Annotated in this window: 17 protein-coding genes and 1 other RNA gene; 9 read left to right on the top strand and 9 right to left on the bottom strand. The window is 59.2% G+C overall.

Features of this window, described 5'->3' with window-relative positions:
* Positions 1-28 precede the first annotated feature (28 nt).
* The 3 genes from KQI84_01095 to KQI84_01085 form a co-directional block, all read right to left on the bottom strand.
* On the bottom strand, positions 29-766 hold the full coding sequence (locus tag KQI84_01095; protein ID MCB2153455.1) for a hypothetical protein: 738 nt from the start codon (positions 764-766) through the stop codon (positions 29-31).
* 233 nt (positions 767-999) lie between these two features.
* Positions 1,000-1,515 carry a DUF1697 domain-containing protein gene (locus KQI84_01090; GenBank protein ID MCB2153454.1) on the bottom strand — a complete coding sequence of 172 codons (516 nt, stop codon included), beginning with the start codon at positions 1,513-1,515 and terminating at the stop codon, positions 1,000-1,002.
* Between the two features lie 190 nt (positions 1,516-1,705).
* Positions 1,706-1,975: a hypothetical protein gene (locus KQI84_01085; protein ID MCB2153453.1), complete on the bottom strand. Its 270-nt coding sequence runs from the start codon at positions 1,973-1,975 to the stop codon at positions 1,706-1,708.
* A gap of 219 nt (positions 1,976-2,194) precedes the next feature.
* Here KQI84_01085 and KQI84_01080 point away from each other — a divergent pair, with 219 nt between their 5' ends.
* From KQI84_01080 to KQI84_01070, 3 genes are all read left to right on the top strand, one after another.
* Positions 2,195-2,344, top strand: a complete 150-nt coding sequence (locus KQI84_01080) for a hypothetical protein (protein ID MCB2153452.1) — start codon at positions 2,195-2,197, stop codon at positions 2,342-2,344.
* 87 nt (positions 2,345-2,431) lie between these two features.
* Positions 2,432-3,718, top strand: a complete 1,287-nt coding sequence (gene amrB, locus KQI84_01075; GenBank protein ID MCB2153451.1) for an AmmeMemoRadiSam system protein B — start codon at positions 2,432-2,434, stop codon at positions 3,716-3,718.
* A 102-nt stretch (positions 3,719-3,820) separates the two neighbouring features.
* Positions 3,821-4,543 carry a zinc metallopeptidase gene (locus tag KQI84_01070; GenBank protein ID MCB2153450.1) on the top strand — a complete coding sequence of 241 codons (723 nt, stop codon included), beginning with the start codon at positions 3,821-3,823 and terminating at the stop codon, positions 4,541-4,543.
* Positions 4,544-4,549: 6 nt separating this feature from the next.
* Here the strand turns inward: KQI84_01070 and KQI84_01065 are convergent, their stop codons facing one another.
* A complete protein-coding gene (locus KQI84_01065; GenBank protein ID MCB2153449.1) occupies positions 4,550-6,367 on the bottom strand; it encodes a carboxypeptidase-like regulatory domain-containing protein in 1,818 nt (605 codons plus the stop codon).
* A 256-nt stretch (positions 6,368-6,623) separates the two neighbouring features.
* Between KQI84_01065 and KQI84_01060 the strand changes: the two genes are divergently transcribed.
* On the top strand, positions 6,624-8,189 hold the full coding sequence (locus tag KQI84_01060; GenBank protein MCB2153448.1) for a Sapep family Mn(2+)-dependent dipeptidase: 1,566 nt from the start codon (positions 6,624-6,626) through the stop codon (positions 8,187-8,189).
* A 15-nt stretch (positions 8,190-8,204) separates the two neighbouring features.
* On the opposite strand, the gene KQI84_01055 is transcribed toward KQI84_01060, so the two are convergent.
* Positions 8,205-8,657: a DUF2203 domain-containing protein gene (locus KQI84_01055; protein ID MCB2153447.1), complete on the bottom strand. Its 453-nt coding sequence runs from the start codon at positions 8,655-8,657 to the stop codon at positions 8,205-8,207.
* A gap of 131 nt (positions 8,658-8,788) precedes the next feature.
* Between KQI84_01055 and KQI84_01050 the strand changes: the two genes are divergently transcribed.
* From KQI84_01050 to hflC, 5 genes are all read left to right on the top strand, one after another.
* Positions 8,789-9,604, top strand: coding sequence for a biotin--[acetyl-CoA-carboxylase] ligase (locus tag KQI84_01050; protein ID MCB2153446.1), 816 nt, complete (start codon positions 8,789-8,791; stop codon positions 9,602-9,604).
* 7 nt (positions 9,605-9,611) lie between these two features.
* Positions 9,612-10,901: a beta-lactamase family protein gene (locus KQI84_01045; GenBank protein MCB2153445.1), complete on the top strand. Its 1,290-nt coding sequence runs from the start codon at positions 9,612-9,614 to the stop codon at positions 10,899-10,901.
* Between the two features lie 114 nt (positions 10,902-11,015).
* Positions 11,016-11,192, top strand: a non-coding RNA gene (gene ssrS, locus KQI84_01040) — 6S RNA.
* Positions 11,193-11,341: 149 nt separating this feature from the next.
* Positions 11,342-12,340 carry an FtsH protease activity modulator HflK gene (hflK, locus tag KQI84_01035; protein ID MCB2153444.1) on the top strand — a complete coding sequence of 333 codons (999 nt, stop codon included), beginning with the start codon at positions 11,342-11,344 and terminating at the stop codon, positions 12,338-12,340.
* Complete coding sequence (gene hflC / locus KQI84_01030) at positions 12,340-13,488, top strand: protease modulator HflC (GenBank protein ID MCB2153443.1); 1,149 nt, start codon at positions 12,340-12,342, stop codon at positions 13,486-13,488. The genes hflK and hflC overlap by 1 nt, the downstream gene beginning before the upstream one ends.
* Positions 13,489-13,522: 34 nt before the next feature.
* Here the strand turns inward: hflC and KQI84_01025 are convergent, their stop codons facing one another.
* From KQI84_01025 to KQI84_01010, 4 genes are read right to left on the bottom strand one after another with little or no spacing between them, the layout of a single operon-like run.
* Entirely contained in the window at positions 13,523-14,887 is a 1,365-nt protein-coding gene (locus KQI84_01025; GenBank protein ID MCB2153442.1) for an NAD-dependent succinate-semialdehyde dehydrogenase, read from the bottom strand.
* A 44-nt stretch (positions 14,888-14,931) separates the two neighbouring features.
* The gene (gene gabT / locus KQI84_01020; GenBank protein ID MCB2153441.1) at positions 14,932-16,227 is read right to left on the bottom strand and encodes a 4-aminobutyrate--2-oxoglutarate transaminase; all 1,296 of its coding nucleotides are present in this window, start codon (positions 16,225-16,227) and stop codon (positions 14,932-14,934) included.
* Positions 16,228-16,241: 14 nt separating this feature from the next.
* Entirely contained in the window at positions 16,242-17,423 is a 1,182-nt protein-coding gene (locus KQI84_01015; GenBank protein MCB2153440.1) for a thiolase family protein, read from the bottom strand.
* Complete coding sequence (locus KQI84_01010) at positions 17,420-18,721, bottom strand: ArgE/DapE family deacylase (GenBank protein ID MCB2153439.1); 1,302 nt, start codon at positions 18,719-18,721, stop codon at positions 17,420-17,422. The genes KQI84_01015 and KQI84_01010 overlap by 4 nt, the downstream gene beginning before the upstream one ends.
* Positions 18,722-18,725 lie beyond the last annotated feature (4 nt).

The raw sequence follows: 18,725 nt of genomic DNA, 5'->3' as shown, positions 1-18,725 counted from the left end.
GGACTGAGCAACTGAGAATGCTGAAGCTTCAGTGCCGCTTCGGGGCGCGCAGACGGCGCGCAGACATGCGATAGTGCCTGGGGGGCCGACGCAACATCTGGCTCAAAGTCGGCATCATCGCCGCATACCATGCATCGTATCCTCTTCCGCTCGGGTGCAATCCATCAACCGTAATGCCCGGGATGAGATTCCCATCGGGATCCAGGAAGATGTGGCCGATATCCAAGTACGTGACCATTGGGTCCTCGCCCAGGTGACAGATGATCTGATTCACCTCTTCCACTCGCTGACGGATCGGGTTGTCTTTTTCTTCACGAGGAAAGATCGCCAGAAGCAAGATCTTCGTCATGGGCAACTTCTGTCGGACGATCTGCACGATCTTAGCAACCCCCGCGGCCGCCCACTCCGGCTTCTCTGTTGGATACAGGCCAATGTTATTCGTGCCGATCAAGAGAACGAGAACTCGGGGATGAATTCCCTCCAGCTCACCATTTTCAATTCGCCAAAGAACGTTCTCCGTCGCGTCTCCCATGACTCCAAAGTCGGCAGGATAGTGTTGAGCGAATCTCAGCCAGGAATACTCACCGAGCTTTGGCCACAGATCCAGCATCGAGTCGCCAAGAAACAGCAGATTGATTGGGCCATCCGTCATTCGATACAGGAACTGCTGATGCCGGTCGGGGTCTTTCTCTTTCGGCGTGATGGCGTCGCTAGGAGTTCTGGGGGCTGGCGTCGCGGCATCCACAACCACCGGGTCGTTTGGCATTGCATAATCTCCAGAATCTGATTTCGTCAGGATTGAATCGTGCGCAATGCAGACCCGTTGCGTCAAGTGGATAGCTGTAATGCAAGAGTCACGTGCAGGGCGTTCTCATTGTCCCAATTTCTTCGTTGCGCTGCGGTCGGCTGCCTCGGTCACGTACTTCAGTACGTTCCCGTCGGCCACCGCCTTGCGCGCCTCGACCTTGGCACAAGCAGAAGTCTGAGAACGATCTGGAGCTACTTCAGCACGGCGGTGATCTTCTCGATCGTATTCCACGTTCTCGTTGTGGCGGGCACGCCGAAATGCTTCTCCACGACTTCGTTCGGGTAGATCAGCCTCTTCCCGATCCGCCGCCGAAGGCTCAGGACAAACGGACCGATCTGATCGACGAGCCGAACTTGCCAGTCCTCTCCCGCGGGTACATCGATTGGCAACTCTGGGCTCTTCTTCGGCTTTGCTGCCAGAATCGTTGCCGCCTTGATCCATTCATCCGGCAAGCGGCCGAATCGGTCCGCAGCAGCCAGCTTCGATAGACCCTCCGCAGAACACACAATGACCTCGGCCTCAACCGGCAGCGCCTCGCTGATCTCGGATCGCAGTTTCGCCGCTGCCAGGCGCGACCGCACCACATACGTCCCGGCCGCACCGATGCTCGTCATCTCGAGATGACTCAGTTCCTTTGTCAGTTGCGATGGGCGGAACGACTTTTTTCCACCCACATTCACGCCGCGAAGGAAGACGATCGAGGCCATGCGCTGTCCCCTCTGGGAATCCCGATTCTGAGAGCACTGCAGCAAACTCGCCCCTCGTGCGCAAGGTCGGATCATCGTGGGGAGAGAAATCATGAAACATCTGATTCTCCTAATGCTGGGCGTATTGACTTTCTTAAGCCATGGCGGGATGGTCCTGGGACAATCCCTCGCGATGGATGATGAACGCACCTCAGCCCTCATCCAGCGTCTTGCCGTGACCCCACCGATCATTATCTACACTAGAAAAGCGCCCTGTCAGATCCTCCGGACAAGAGACCGGGAGGACTGGGAACGGCAATCTCTTCGGCAAGTCTCCGTTCTCTTCGCCGCATGGGAGGACGGAACCGTAATCTGGAATGATGATCGCCTGCTTGCCTGCGGGGGATGGAGGGCCGGGTTGTTGAGCAAATCGGAACTCTGCGAACTCCAGAATCGACTCATCGACTGCCATCGTCAGCATGAGCTCTCATCGGATTCCCATCTCCTCATCGTGCCAGACGCAGCCTTTCGAATACTTGTTGTGCGTCCATCGGAAGAAGGATTTCTGCTCGCGACTTGCCACATCGAACCGGAAGCTTTGTCTGAAGAGATCGTTGGAGATCCCCGAAGTGGATTAGTCTATCTCTGCTCATCAGACTGCGCGGACCGAGAGACTTACCTTCAGCGGGAGCCGGAGGAAGTGCGGAGTTTCCACGACCTGTGGATTGAACTGACCGCAGTCCTTGATGAAGCCATTCCGAAGGATGAGCGTCTTCTTCTGTCTGGTCACGTTGGATACGATTACCGCACCCAGGGCGTTTATCTCGTCGAATTCGCGCCGAATCCATGAGTTTCCGTTGCCAGTGCCGCGCCGCGGTGCCTGCAATGGGCGCCCGCGTCCGCCGAGGCGGCGCCTGATGCCCCTGGAGGTTTTGATTTGAACGAATTCCCTGTTTTCCCACTCGATACGCCCGCCGTCCGTCCGGTGGAGATCGTTCCCGCGCAGGCCGGCGAGCAGACCGTCCTCGTAGTGCGCGACCCACTGAACGTCATTGAGGGTCTGATTGCTCTGCAGCCCGACCCGCTTCTGATCTTCTTTCTCCAGTTCGCGGACGGCCAGCACACGCTCCAGGAACTCGCGACGGTTGCCGGAAAGGAATTCGGAACGCCGATCCCGGTCGAGATCTTGCAGAACATGGCTCAACAACTGGACGAGGCGTTGTTGTTGTTCTCCGAGCGCTTTCAGCAGAAGTGGGAAGAGCGGAAGCAGCGTTACCAGGATGCACCGACGCGTCAGTCTGTCGTCTTCGTCGAGGAAGATCGCCTGAAGATGATGAAGGACCTGGGCGAGGAGTTGCGCCGACACGGGATGTCGCGGAATTCGCCTCCCGCGAAGCTGGAACTTCCCCACGCGAACGTGCGCGCGGTTCTCTCTCCGCACATCGACTACCAGCGCGGGGGAGAGGCTTATGCCTGGGCCTACAAGGCCATTGCCGAGCACACTCGCGCGACGACGTTCATCATTCTCGGAACGCTTCATTGCGACGCGACGCATCGCTTCATCGCAACGCGCAAACCGTTCGAGACGCCACTCGGCACCGTCGAGGTGGATACCGAGCTCCTCGATTCACTGGCCGAAGAGTTCGGCGGCGAGTTGTACGCGGAGGAGTATCTGCACGGCGAGGAGCATACGATTGAATTGCAGGTCGTCTACCTTCAGCATGTCCTGAAGAACCGTCCATTCAAGATTGTGCCGATTCTTGTGTCCTCGTTTGAAGACCTGTTGGTCGATGGAGGATCGCCGAAGACCGAAGCGGAAATCCAGGATTTCGTCGAGGCACTTCGCAAAGTCCTGCAGCGCGAAGGCGATCGCGTCGTTCTGATTGGCGGCGTGGATTTCTCGCACTGCGGCCCGCAGTTCGGCGATCAGGAACTGAACAGCGATGAGTTTGTCCAGGCTGTGGGGGAGCGCGATCGCAACGCGCTGAAGCACATCGAGGCCATCGAGCCCGACGCGTTCTTTGAGTTCTTCCGCGATGACGCCAACGCTACGCGAGTCTGTTCGATTGCTCCTATATATTGCCTCTTGTCCGCGCTCGATGGCGATCATCAGGCTAAGTTGCTGCGCTACGACCAGAACAACAGTTCGGACCGCACCTGCATGGTCTCGTTCGCCTCGTTCGCATTCATGCCGAAGGCCCCGAAGATCATCCTGGCCACCTGACCTGTTCGATTTTTGTTCGTATGGGCACGCCTTTCTCTAAAGAGCATGACGTGGCGGGGCAGTATGACCTCCCCCAGACCAGATTAGGCCGAGGGTTTGACAATGATATTCTTTGATCCGCTCTACATCGTTTTGGTGTTGCTGCCAGGCCTCGTGCTCGCCGGCGGGACGAGTCTCCTTGTAAAATCTCGATTTAGCAAGTATAGCAAGGTCCAAAGCTCTTCCGGCGTCACTGGGGCACAGGCGGCTCACGAGATGCTGCGCGAAGCCGGTCTTGGCGACGTGGTGGGCATCGAGCGCGTTTCCGGGTTCTTGTCGGATCATTATGACCCACGCAGCAAAGTCCTGCGGCTGTCGCCGACAGTCTATGATGGGCGCAGCGTGGCGTCGCTGGGCGTTGCCTGTCACGAAGCAGGACATGCCGTCCAGCATGCTCGCAAGTACGCCCCGCTGGCTGTGCGCAATGCGATCGTGCCGGTGGCCGCCTTTGGATCCAATCTCTCCTGGGGAGCCATCTTCATCGGGATGATCATGATGATGATGGGCATGGTTGCTTTCGGGAAGATGATCGCTCTCGTTGGCGTAGTCCTGTTTGCGGCCGTCGTCGTGTTCCAGATTGTGAATCTGCCCGTCGAGTTCGATGCTTCCTCTCGCGCAAAGAAGATGCTGCCCAAGCTCGGACTCATCTCCGGGCCCCAGGAAAGCGCGGCTGTCTCGAAGGTGTTGGGAGCAGCGGCGATGACCTACGTCGCCGGCACCGTGACCGCGATGCTGACTCTGCTGTACTTCATGATTCGGCTGGGTCTGTTGGGCGGCCGCGACTGATCTCGCTCAGTCGTCGAGCGGATCGTGCTCGCCGTCATCTCCCGCAATTAACTGCAGGTCATTTACTCCGCCTCGGGCCGGAAACGGCCCGGCGGAGTTCGCTTGTTCTTCATCATACGCGATCAGGTAGAAGACCCCCTGCGGAACGCGATTGAAATGGAACCGTCCGGCGGCTTCGATTTCAGCCCGGGGCGTGAAGACATCCGTGTCGTTCCACCTGGTCAAGAACACGTAGCCATCGATGAATGGGTGCCCGTCTTCGGTCAGCACCTGGCCGGACAATTCCTGGGCGACATCCAGCTTGAAGTCCATATTTGCAAGTCCAGTAATGAAAGGCAACTGCACGACTTCCTGGACGGGGGCGACCTTCAGTTCCGAGGCGCCGATTTCTTCTCGCAGCTCCCATTCCCCGGCCAGTCCTTCACCAAATGAACTGCGCTGGCGGAGCGTGAAGTTTCCGGATTGCATCATTCCGACGACCTCGAGCGTTCCCTCCAAGTAGCCAGACGCGCCGTCCCATGGGGCTTCGTAGTTGATCGGCGCGCCGAATCCGTGATCCCCCTTGTCGTATCGCCGCATTCGCATCGTGGTGCCATCGTACTCGATCGCGAAGGTGCTCGAGAAGCCCTTCGGCCAGAGCTCGACGTTGCCCTTGTATTTGTTCGACTCCGCGCTCGGCTGAACAACGAGGTCCGCAATGCTCCATGTCGGTTCGAAGCTGGGCGGCAGGGCGGTGAGGATCAGTTCTTCTCCCGGTGGGAATGGACCGATTTCCCATGTTCCATCTGCCGATGCCTGTGCCTGCGGCGCTCCGGCGGCTTCTTCGCCCGCCATGATGATTGAACCTGCCGCCGGCGTTCCATCCGGCAGCTTCACGGTTCCTGCAAGTGACACGCCACGATCGATCGTCCAGTCGATTGGCCTCTCGCCGATCTCGTTCGGATCCAGGGGCAACCGGGTCGGAAGGTAGCCCTTTGCCTGCAGAAGAACCTCCGCCGCGCCTTCCTCGATGACCGCCGGAATGCCCACGATCCTTGCGACGCCTTCTTCGTTGGTTACGGCGTTCTTGCCGCGGTCGCGATACTCGAAGGTCACCAGCGCCTCCGGCACGGGCTGTCCCCCCCAGTTAACCACACGCCCGATCAACTGGCGCGAGCTCTTCATCGTGATCTCGAATCCTTCGAGGACTTCCGGTTCCTGGGATCTGATCTCGAGCTGCTCGGTCGCGTAGCCATCCTTCGTGAATTGCAGCCGCGTGAATCCGGGCGGGATTCCGAAGCACTCCCAATCGCCATCCTCGTCGCTCTGTTGCGGGCGAATTCCGGGTGCCTGGATGTAGACCTCCGGCAGGGGATTGCCCTCTGTATCATGCACTGTTCCGCGCGCCATCGTGCCCGGCTGAAGGTTCAATTCCAGCGAAAGCGGCAGGTCTTCTCGATTCACGACCTCAATCTTCAGGCCCTCGATGAACCGAGGCGAGACGGTGTAGAACTCAAGGCCGAGCTGCGGGAAGTCGTACTCACTCAGATCGAAGGTGAACATTCCCTCCGTATCCGTGTGCGTCTGAAGATAGCCGACTTGGCGGCGGATGCGCATGTCGCTGACTTCCAGGTGAACCGTTACGCCTTCGGCCGGACCGGCGGGGCCGCGGACGGTTCCGTCGACGCGATAGCGCGTCTGCTCCAACTCCGGTTCGACGCCCAGGTCCATCTCCTGGGCAAAAAGGGATGTAACCGAGAGCGCGAAAATCGCACAAAAAAGCAGCGAAATCGCCGTTCCAGGTCTCTGCTGCGCGCCCAAGGTGTCTGTCATAGGATTCCGCATGCTCACCGGCCCATCCTCCCGAATTCCACGATGGACTCTATTGATGCGCACTTGTGAGACGAGGTCAAATGGCGTTTGACCCTTGAAAATGACATCTTCACCCGTGGTCTGCCCGCGGAGTACGATATCCTGGACAACTTCGGAAATCCCATCTGCAGGTTAACCTTGATCCAGCATGATCGTGGCTCCCATGATGCTTCCCTTGGTGGGTTGAGAAGCCCTCAGGACTTTTTAACGACGAGGAGAGACAGAATCCGTGGAGTCAGCCCCGCGAAGCACCGAGAACCCGGCGAACAAGGCCCTCGCCCCCCAGCAGATCAATGAGCTGGTAGCGGCCTTCATGGAAGAGCATCGCGACGAGTTGCTCGCGGACAGCACTCGGATCCTGCAGTTTGAAACGGTCAGCGGCGGCAGTCCCGAGCAGGAAGCGAAGTACCAGGAGCAGATCCCTGCGTGCTTCGAGTGGTTGGGCGAGCGCGCCCACGCTATGGGTTTCGAGTTCCGCGTCGTGGATAATCTGGCTGGCGAAATCAGTTGGCCGCACCCCGATCCGAATGCTCCCATCTACGACATCGCGACACACATCGACGTCGTAACGCCAGTGGGCGAGTGGACCTATCCGCCGTTCAGCGGCGAGATTGCGGACGGCCATTTGTGGGGACGCGGCATCCAGGATGACAAGGGGCCACTTATCCAGTCGCTCTACGGATTGTGGGCTCTGAAGGAAGCTGGGATCCAACTGCCCTGCACGGTGAATATCGTCATCGGCACCACGGAAGAAACCAGCGATTGGGGCGACATCGCCCGGTACCTGGAACTGAATCCCGCACCCAACTTCGCTTTCACGCCCGACGCGAACTTCCCGATCATCAACGGCGAGAAGGGCATGATTTCCGTCCAACTCGATGCCGACTGGACCGATGAAGGCCCACACGCCGAGACGGGGATGGAGTTTGTCAGCCTGATCGGTGGCGAACGCGAGAACATCGTGCCGAGCGTCTGCGAGTTGACTTTGCGTTTCCCCGCGGACAAGCGCGCCGAGGTCATGAAGGAACTTGTTCGCGCCACCACCGAGTACACGGTCGAACACAGCGGAGCGAATATCACGCTGCTGCCGAACAAGGAACGCGCACTGGGCGACGGGCGTTGTGAAGCCGTCGTGACGTTCCTCGGCAAAGGCACGCACTCCTCGACGCCGGAGAAGGGCCACAACGCCATTCTTGATGCGCTCGACTTCATGAAGTCCATCACCACATTCCCGGAGAGCGTTCGAAAGTACGCGGGCTTCCTCTACATCGCAGGTTCGGACCTGACCGGAACCAATCTCAATCTGCACGCCAGCCATCACTTCATCGGCGACACGACCGTCAGTCTTTCTCTGCTAGAGATGGACGCCGAAAAGGGACGCTCCGTTTTGAACGTGCGCCCGACTATGGGGCTGCTGACGGCGGAAACGCTGAAGCGCTGCGCCGAGGCCGGTGCAGAATACGGACGCGTCACGGGCCTGGAAATCAAGGCCTCCAAGCGCGGCAAGGCCAAGGACGCGATCTTCCTCGATCCCGAGAATGAAGCCGTCGCTCCGTACATCAAGGCGCTGCAGCAGGGCTATGAATTGGTGACGGGCGAGAAGGGCGAATTGAAGGCGACCGCCGGAACGACCTACGCCAAGGCGATTCCCAATTGCTGCGCTTTCGGACCGATTCTGTCTGGAGTCGAGCCCGAGTTGGCTCACCAGGCTGACGAACGGATGCCCGTGGAATCCATCATTCGCAATGCCCGGATCTACGGGACAGCGATGGGTCTGCTGGCAGCGACCGAGTAACGATCCAGAATCCAATCACTCCGCATCGAGTGGGATGGGCTGGCGCCCAGAGAAGCCGGCGTGCAGATCGTGATACCAACCGATCTCATCGCCGTCCGCTAGTTCATAGCACAGAAGAACTTCGCGTTCCCCGTACAACATATGCGGGAAATCGATCAGTCCACGGCGGACGTCCTGGATGAGGATTCCGCGCTCGACCATCGAGCGCAGGATCTTGTCCGCCTCTTCATGCCTGCCTTCGACGGTGCGGGGGAGAGGCAACTGATCGATTGGGAGGTCTGGCGCGGCGGGACCCTCGATGACCATCGAGCGGGCACGTTCCGATGCAGGGCGAACGGGGCGCATTTCCTCCATTTCGATCAGGATCGGCTGGGAAAGCAGATTGTGAATCCGGCGCAGCAGCGCCTGGACGCCCGGCAGAAGCTCCTGCGCCTCTCGAACTGTGAAGTGTTTCTTGAATTGGGTCATGCCCCGAATCCTCGTCGCAGTTTTTCCGGCCGCAGGTGAATGCATGGCTTGCCGTGGCGGCGTAACTTTGATCGAATGCAAGGAAAGCGCCGGTTCTAAGGATGCGGCGAAATGCCCCTACTGACAAGCAAATGCCCAAACCGAAGATAACAATCGACCAGCAGAATCCGCCGACTGCCGAACTTCAGGCGTTAGCGCGCTCAATACACAACCTGTTCCCGCAATGGGACTTACGCCTCCACAAGGAACTCGATTCGACCAATGCGGAAGCCCGCCGGATGGCTCTGACGTTGGGCGGAATCGCGTGGCCGCGAGTATTCCTGACTGACTTCCAAACTGCCGGCCGAGGCCGCCAGGAGCGCCAGTGGGTTGCTCCGCCGGGTTCGTCGCTGCTGGTCAGCCTCTCCGGACCTCGCAAGATCTTCCCTGAACCGACCAGCGCCCTTCCCTTGTGCGTCGGGCACTGGGTCATGGAAAGCCTTCAGAATATTGGCCTTACTGGCGCCGAGCTGAAGTGGCCCAACGATGTTCTGGTGGACGGAAAGAAGATCGCAGGGATCTTGTGCGAGACCGCCGGCGAAGGAATCGTGATTGGGTTCGGGCTGAATCTGAGGCAGACCGAGGAGGAACTTCCGAAGATCGACGACGGCAAGCCCCCAGCGACCTCGGTTCGCGCAATCTTAGGTGAGCAATTCCCCGGTTGGCTGCCGTGCGCGCTGACGATTCTCGGCTGGGTGCTGGAAGCCATTGAGCATCCGCCGCAGACTCGTGCTCTGCTCGAGGAATACTGTGAAAACTGCGCGACCCTTGGCACATCCGTGACCTATCAGGATGCCCGTCACGGTCGTCAAACCGGCGTTGCAAAGGGCATCGATCCAACCGGCGCGCTTATTGTTGATGTGGAGGGAATCGGCCGCCGATTGGTCGCAAGCCCCCTTGAGGACTGAATTCCAAATGATCCGTGCTGGCACGCTAATTACTCTCTTGATGATCTTCGTGCTCGGGGCGCGGGCGGAGGAATCCGAGTATCTCCTCGGCGGCACAGCCCCCATCGATCCGGAACTCAAGGCCCAACTCGACGAGAACAGCGACCTGATTCGCCTTGGGCTGAACACGGATCGAATGCTCGTTTCGCGCATTTCACCTCGCGAGTTCATCGAGGCCGTCCTTCTCCTGACAGATTCCGTGAAGGATAGAGAGATTCCCGGTGCAGTCCTGTACGCAGACGGGATGATGGGCGACAACATGCCGATCGGAATCGGCTATCTGATCACAGAGCCTGAGAAGCAGCCGACGGAATGGTCGACGCTGTACGAAGTCGGATCCCTGACGGGTGTCATGACGGTCGTGCCCTTTGCCTTGGGCCTAATCGAGAGCGGCGAACTGGCACTCGACGACCACGTCGAGCAGTATTTGCAGTGCTACAAGGGCACTCCCATTGGCCAGATTACGATCGAGCAACTCATGCGGCATAGCTCCGGTCTGCCCGGGTTCGTGAGATTGCCGAACAAAGTACGCGATCGAAAAGGGCTCTTGGATTTCATCCATACAATTCCACTCGCAGATGATGCCGGCCAGCGCGTCGAACACAGCGGACTGAATTTCCTTCTGCTTGGCTTGATTATCGAGAACATCATCGGCCAGCCCGTCCAGTCGTACGCGATTGACGAACTCCTCATGCCGATTGGCATGGCGAACACGGTGCACGACTTGCCCGTTCATTGGCGCGGGCGCACGGCTCCGGCGCAGTACAGCGATTGGCTGGGCCGCATGGCCTGGGGCGAGGCTGCAGACCCGACGGCTTACATCCTGGGACCGTCGGCAGGAAATGGTGGACTGATTACGACAGCAGACGACGCGGGTATATTCGCGAAGCTGATGATCCATTCTTACAAGGAAGGCCTCGACGACCTCTTCACGAGCGATACGCTGCGGATGGCGCTGACGCCCGATCCGACGTTGGAGGGCGGAGATAGTCAGGGGCTTGGGTTTGCGCTCGATGGCTTTGGAGATGGCAGCTTCGGTTGGACGGGCGACACGGGCAGCGCGATGTGGGCCGATCCCCACACAGGAACCGTTCTGGTGCTCCTCTCGAATCCAAACCACCCCAAGTGGGACGGCCCAATCGACGAGCAATATATCCGGAAGGTGCTCGGAATTGTGCGCAAGGGCGTGATGCAGCGCGGGATGATCACGAAGCTGCTGGAAGGAGCCATCCCTTGCACCATTGCAGAGTCGCCGTAACGTGACACGGTGAGGCCCGTCTGCGCTCGAATGCAAGGGAAACCGAACGCGTCGATTGCAGTTGCCAAAGGGCCCGTTTGGTCGGAGAATTCGAATGTCCCTATGGGACGGAAGAGCTTCCTGCGACGTTGGTTCGGCCCAAGGTTTTCAGAGCCAATGTATACTACTGGGGAGCCTTTTGTGATGGCGGATTGAATGCCCTCTCAGTCAGGGAATCATGAGGTTGTCATGCGGGCGCCCACCTTACCTTGAGGTTCTAAGGCCACGGCTGGACGGCGAAGCGGGACCTTTTCAACGCCCCCCGGGAGGGATGACCTCCCGGGGGCGTTTCCATTCTGGGCCGCCCGAATCCCATCCTTGCCTCCGTCCGGTGAATAAAGGCAGCCTGACCGCCGTACAGTGAAAGTAACCGCACGCTTCTCGTGTTCGGAGGTCTCTATATGCGTACACCAGGAAATCAGGACTTCCCCCAAGTGGTGGACATTGCTCGCCACGGGAGGGCGGTCGTCAAGGGTCTGGTGGCCCTGATTGTCTTGCTCATTCTGATCATCGGCGGGATCAGCTCCGTCTATACCGTCGAACCCGAAGGCCGCGCGGTCGTTCGGCGCTTCGGCAAGGTCATCGGCGTCTCCGACCCGGGGCTGCACTTCAAAATCCCCTTCGGCATCGATCGGGCCCAGTTCGTCCCGACGGAGCGTATCCTGAAGCAGGAATTTGGATTCCGCACCGTCGAGGCCGGTCAGCGCACGCAGTACTCGCAGCAGAACTTCAGCGATGAATCGCTAATGCTCACTGGCGACCTGAACGTCATCGATGTCGAATGGGTCGTTCAATACAGAATCAGCGATCCCGTGAAGTACCTGTTCCGTGGCGTTCGCGATCCGGCAGAGGCCATTCGTGATGTCTCCGAAGCCACCATGCGCCGCATCATCGGCAATCGCCTCGGCAGCGATGCGCTGACGGTCGGACGTGTTGAGATCGCCAGCAAAGCGCAGGAAGAGATGCAGGCGCTACTGAAGTCTTACGACTCAGGCATCGAAATCCTGCGCGTTGAGCTGCAGGACGTCACGCCGCCGGACCGCGTGAAGCCCTCCTTCAACGCCGTCAACGAATCGCGCCAGGAGCGCGAGAGGATGATCAACGAAGCCGAGCGACATCGGAACGAGGTGATTCCGCGCGCTCTCGGCGAAGCGCGCCAGACGATCGCCGAAGCGCAAGGCTACAGCGTGGAGCGCATCAATCGTGCGAAGGGCGAAGCCGCTCGATTCCTTTCGATTGTTCGCGAGTATCGCGGCGCACCGGAAGTCACGCGCCAGCGTCTCTATCTCGAATCCATTGATGAAGTTCTGCCGAAGGTTGGCCAGATCTACCTGATGGAAGAAGGACAGGCCGGCCCCTTGCCCATACTGAATCTCGATTCCGCCAAGGAGGTGAAGTGATGGCTGCCGTTCGTAAATCGACCCTCCTTGCCACTGTCTTCTTCGGTATTGTTGGCCTTTTCGTCCTGATTACACTGGGATCCGCAATGTACTCAGTCGACGAGAAGGAGCAGGTGATCATCCTGCAGTTTGGCGCTCCCGTCGGTGAGCCGATCGACGATCCGGGACTGCACTTCAAGAAACCATTCATCCAGGAAGTCCGCCGCTTCGACAAGCGACTGCTGACCTGGGATGGATTCCCGAATGAAATCCCGACAAAGGGTCGCGAGTTCATCTTCGTCGATACCACCGCGCGCTGGAAGATCGTGAAACCGCAGTTGTTCCTCGAAAGCGTGCGAGATGAGCAAGGCGCGCAGTCGCGCCTGGACGACATCATCGATTCTGTCGTTCGTGACGAGATCTCCAGCCTGGAACTGGTGGAGATTGTCCGCTCGACCACCTGGGATGTTGCGCGGGCAGATCTGGAGCGTGACCAGGTTGTCGTGAGCAGCGAAACCGACGAAGAGACGCTGACTCGCGAAATCCGAATCGGACGCGAAGGGCTGACAGAGCGAATCCTGGAGAAGGCGTCGGCTCAAACGCCAACTATCGGCATTGAACTCGTCGACTTCCGCATCAAGCGGCTGAATTACGTCGAGCAGGTTCGAAAGAAGGTCTATGATCGGATGATTTCGGAACGCGAACGCATCGCAACGCAGTTCCGCAGCGAAGGTGAAGGGCGCAGTGCGGAAATCCGGGGTGAGACCGAGAAGAAGCTGCGCGAGATCCAGTCTGTTGCGCAGAGAAAGGCCGAGGAAATCAAAGGCAAGGCCGATGCGGAAGCGACGCGCATCTATGGCCAGGCTTTCAGCAGCGATCCCGAGTTCTACGCTTTCCTGCGCACCCTGGAAAGCTATCCAACGACGATCGGGTCTGGAACAACTCTTGTCCTTGGAACGGACACTTCCTACTTCCAGTACCTAAAGGAACTGGGTTCGATTGGCGACCTTGAGAATGCGCCTCCGATTCCAGATCTTAAGGACATCATCGGCGATGACAAATCGGAAGAAGCGGATCTGCCAGAGTTGCTCGATGGCGAAGTCGACCTGCTCGGCAATGACGCGGCGTCGAACGAAACCGAAACAAGCGCCCCCGCCAGTGGTTCCTGACGGGGGCGTGAAGCAGGTTGGCTGAAGCTGAGCGTTACCGAATCCAGACGGTCTTCTGGTTGACAAATTCGAGGATCCCTTCGCGCGAAAGCTCGCGGCCGAAGCCGGATTCCTTGATGCCGCCGAATGGCAGGCGAGGATCGGACTTCACAAGGCCGTTCACGAAAACGGCGCCGGCTTCGATCTCAGGGATCAGTCGCTTGGCGCGATCCGCATCTTCCGTCCAGAGGCTCGCACCCAGGCCGAAGTCTGTGCGATTGGCGACTTCGATCGCTTCGGCCTCGTTCTTGACCGCGATGATCGCAGCCGCGGGACCGAACAACTCCTCATCTGCAGCAGCCATGCCGGGACGAACATCCGTCAGGACAGTCGGCGGATAAAAAGCGCCCTTGCGTTCGGGAACGCAGCCGCCACACGCCGCCTTCGCTCCAGCATCGATGCTTCGCTGGACCTGTTCTGCCAATTCATCGCGAAGGTCCGGCCGTGCCTGCGGTCCGACATCCGTCTCATCCGACATCGGATCGCCCATCACGCGCCCCTTCATGATGTTGGTGAAAATCTCTGTGAACTCATCCAAAACGGCCTTGGTCACGATGAATCGCTTTGCTGAGATGCAGCTCTGGCCGCTGTTCAGGCAACGCGAGGCTACACCGACTTTTGCGGCGGTCTTGACGTCTGCATCGTCCAGGACGATGAACGGATCGCTGCCACCGAGTTCGAGCACGCAGGGCTTGATGGCACGTCCGGCAGCCTCGCCGACCTTGCGCCCGGCCTCCGTGCTGCCAGTCAGCGTGACGCCCTTGATGCGCTTATCGCCGATGATTGCGCTGGCCTGCGACCCGGAAACGAAGATTGATTGAAAGGCATGTTCGGGGAACCCTGCATCGCGAAAGAGTTCCTCGATCTGCATTGCACAACGAGGCACGTTTGAAGCGTGTTTCAGCAGAGCCACATTGCCCGCCATTAGCCCCGGAGCAGCAAAGCGGAACACTTGCCAGAAGGGGTAATTCCAAGGCATGATGGCCAGGATGGGGCCGAGCGGATCGTAACGAACGAACGATTCCGAGGCATCCGACTCGGCACTCACGCTCTTCAGCATCTCTTCCGCATTCTCGGCATAGAAGCGACAAACCCACGCGCACTTCTGCGCTTCGCCCTTGCCCTCTGTAACGGGCTTGCCCATTTCCAACGCCATTGTTCGCGCGAATTCTTCGGCACGTTTCTCCAGCGCATCGGCGACTTTCATCAGCCCCTCCGCGCGGCGTGCGAACGGGACCTTTCGCCAATCCTTGTGTGTCGCGACGGCTCGATCCAGCGCCGCATCGATCTGCGGTTGCTCCAGATATGGGTACTCCTCGACCAACTCATCGGTCGCGGGATTCAGTGTCTGGTATGGCATTTTGGAGCTCCTTTACCTTTTCAATAAGTAGGGACGGAGATAAATCACCCAGCAGATGCGATGGCGTCCGCCAGGATGTCGAGGGCGCGGTCGAGTTGGTCGTCGGTGATGACCAGCGGCATCAATGTTCGGATGACATTTCCGCTGGCGGTCATCACGAGTAGGCCCTTCTCGCGAGCCGCCACTGTGATCCGTCCGGCCCGAGCTGTATCCGGCGCCTTCGTCTCGGGATCGATGATTTCGATGGCGCACATCGCACCGAGGCCACGGACATTGCCCACCCAGTCGTGCGCCTGCAGATCGCGGAATTTCGAGAGAACTTTCTTGCCGATCGCATTCGCGCGCTCCGGCAGAGCTTCCTTCTCCATCACATCCAGCACGGCATTCGCGGCAGCACATGCCAGCGGATTGCCGCCATACGTTCCGCCGATCCCGCCAATCCCGGGAGCGTCCATAATCTCAGCAGTGCCTGTCACAGCGCTGAGTGGCATGCCGCCACCGAGTGACTTCGCCATCGCAATCAGATCTGGGACAATGTCGTAGCGCTCGCAGGCGAACATTGCCCCGCAACGTCCGAAGCCGGCCTGCACTTCATCGCTGACGAGCACGATCCCGTGCTTTGTGCACTCCTCGCGCAACATGGCGAACGCCACCGGATGGATCGGGTAGAATCCGCCTTCGCCGAGCACTGGCTCGACAATGATGCATGCGATGCTCTCCGGCTCGATATGATAGTGGAACAGGCGATCGAGTGCGCCACGGCATTCGGCGCGAACCTCGTCGTCCGTGCGCGGGCGATCGCTAAAGAACGGCTGGTAGGGGAGACGATAGACTTCCGGAGCAAAGGGGCCAAAACCGGCCGTGTAGGGCTTCACTTTTCCGGTCATCGTCATTCCGAGAAGCGTGCGTCCATGGAAGCCACGTTCAAAACTAACGACACCGGCGCGTCCCGTATAGGCGCGAGCAATCTTCACACAATTCTCACCCGCTTCTGCGCCGCTGTTGAAGAATGCCGTCTTGTTCGGACCCGGCATGGGGACCAATTCATTCAGACGTTCTGCCAGGCGCAGGTACTCGTCGTACATGGCCACGTGCCAGCACGTGTGAATGAAGCGGTCGGCTTGCCTCTTCACCGCATCCACAACGGCCGGATGATTGTGCCCGGAGTTTACAACGCCGATTCCGCCGCAGAAGTCGATGTACTCATGGCCCTCAACATCCCAGAGCAGCGCGCCTTCTGCGCGGTCGGCGAAGATCGGCCCCACATTGAACGGCCCGCGCGGAACAGCCGCCTCGCGCCGCTTCATTAGTTCTGCATTCGTCAACGTACCCGTTGCCATTATCTATTCCTTTCTCAGTTATCCGACAATTCGCGTTCCAACATCAGGGCCATACCCTGGCCACCGCCGACGCAGAGTGCCGCGATTCCTCGGTTCGCGCCGCGCACGCGCAGCGCATTCACCAATGTCACGACCAGCCGTAACCCTGTCGCACCGAGCGGATGCCCAAGTGCAATCGCGCCGCCGAAGATATTCAGGCGATCGCGTGAAATGGCGACACCATCCTGCTCCATCTTTCGAAGAGCCGCCAGAATCTGCGCGGCAAACGCCTCGTTGATTTCCACAAGATCGACATCTTCGATCGCGATGCCTTGTTCTTTCAACAGACGAGGGATCGCGATGGCTGGGCCGAGACCCATTCGCTTCGGAGCCAAACCCACCGTCGAGACGCCGGTGATCCAAGCGTCGGGAGCGCCAATCTTCTGTGCCGTGCCCTTTGAGACGGCCAGACACGATGCCGCTCCGTCATTCAAAGGACACGAATTCCCGGCGGTTACGCGCCCGTCGCGTCGGAAGACCGGACGCAACTTGGCCAACTTGTCGATCGAAGTGTCCGGCCGGACGCATTCATCCACTATAGAATCAGCTTTCGCAAGCAACGCCGCGCCGGCGGCGGCGGATTCATCAGCGAATTGCCCAGCCGCCTCGGCTGCACGCCGATGGCTTTCGCAGGCAAACGCGTCCATGTCCTCGCGCGTGATAGAGAACTCATCGGCCAGGATCTCTGCCGTTTCGCCCATCGGCGGATCGCCGACTTCTTCGGTTGCCATGCGAATGCGTAATGCACGCGGTTCTGCGTAGCTGTAGGGCCGTGAAGTCTTCTCGAACATCCATGGGGCACGACTGGCGCTCTCCACGCCTCCGATCAGAAGTTGATCCGCGAGGCCAGCGTTGATCTTGGCCGCAGCGATCGCGAGCGTCTCCAGGCTGGAGGCGCACTGGCGATCGATTGTCGCTGCCGGTACGGATTCGTCGACGCCGGCTGCGAGCGCGGCCACTCGCGCGATGTTGCCGATTCCGTTTCTCACGCAGCCAGTGAGAACATCTTCCGGTGCGGGCGTTGGTATGGACTTCAGCGTCTCGCGAAATGTCGCCGCAAGCAACTCATACGGCTCGAACTTCGCCAGCATTCCGCCGAGCTTTCCCATCGGCGTGCGATTCAGACCATACAGGGCGATCGGTTCGCGCAGTTTCATGCTCCGTCCCTCTTTCTCAGCCCACACCATTGTTCAATGAAAGTCACCATGACCTCGGCGACGCGTTGCATGGAATCGATGCTGACTTTCTCATCCGCTGCATGGATGTTACGGCACTTCGGGCCATAGCATGTCGCCGGGATATCGTAGTTATTCGTGAAGAACCTCACGTCCGTCGTGCACGTTGCCCGCAATGGCACCGGCTCGACGCCTCGCCATTCCTCGTGGGCGTCGCGTAGGGTCTGCCCCAAGTCGCAGTCGGGATCGAACTTCGCCCCTTCAGCGTGGAAGCCGATGAACTCAACCGTGGGCGGGTACTCTGCCAGCCAGGGATCCTCTGCGGCGGCCTGGGCGACAGTCATCTGGATGGCCTCTTTCAGCTCCTCCACAGTATCCGTGGGGAACAGCCCGAGGCGGAAGCGCGTGACGCACTCGCCAGCGACGGTGCTCGCCCAATCGCCTCCCTGAATTGTGCCGACGTTCAGATTGATTGGATGCTCGATTCCTGCGTACGAGGGTGGGATGTGTTCCGGCTGATTGAGCTCGGTCTCCAGCTCTCTAAGAGCCTGAATGATCACCCACATCTTCTCAATCGCATTCACTCCGCTGCCGGCACCGAGGACATGCGTTGTCTTGCCGAGAATGCGTACATCAAACCAGATCACTCCGACCTGGCGCAGAAGAATCGTCTCGTTGAAAGGCTCAGGAATCAGGCACCCATCTGCCGTGTAACCATCCGCAAGGAGAGCCAACGTTCCATTTCCCGTGCACTCTTCTTCGAGCGGCGACTGGAAGATCACCTTGGAGGCCGGTTCGAGCCCCATATCGCGTAGCGCTGCCATTGCCCAAAGGAAACACATCGAGCCGCCCTTCATATCCGCCGCGCCGCGGCCGTACATCCACTCCTCGCCATCCTCTTCGTTCTGCACGACCTTTGGCTCGAATGGCGGATTCGACCACAGCGAAATCGGCTCAGGACTCACCACATCGACGTGCCCGTTAAAGACCAGCGATTGCCCTTCGTTTGTGCCGGGATCGTGAACTCCAATGACATTCTGGCGGCCCTCATAACTCCAATCGACCGGCGAATAGCCGGGCAACTTGCTGATCTTGTCGTGATCGACCGGGAGCATCTTCGTCGCAAGGCCAAGTTGCTCATACAGCGCCGCCACGTGTTCCTGTGCGCTTTGCTCATTGCCCAGCGTACTCGCCCGTCGCACCCACTCCGTCAGTGAATCGACCGCCCACGAACGCCGTGACTCAAGAGCAGCTCGAATTTCGGTTTGCTCCAGTTTCATCGCA

Source organism: bacterium (genome assembly GCA_020444065.1).
Classification (GTDB): Bacteria; Sumerlaeota; Sumerlaeia; order SLMS01; family JAHLLQ01; genus JAHLLQ01.
This window is presented reverse-complemented; position numbering and strand designations above follow the sequence as displayed.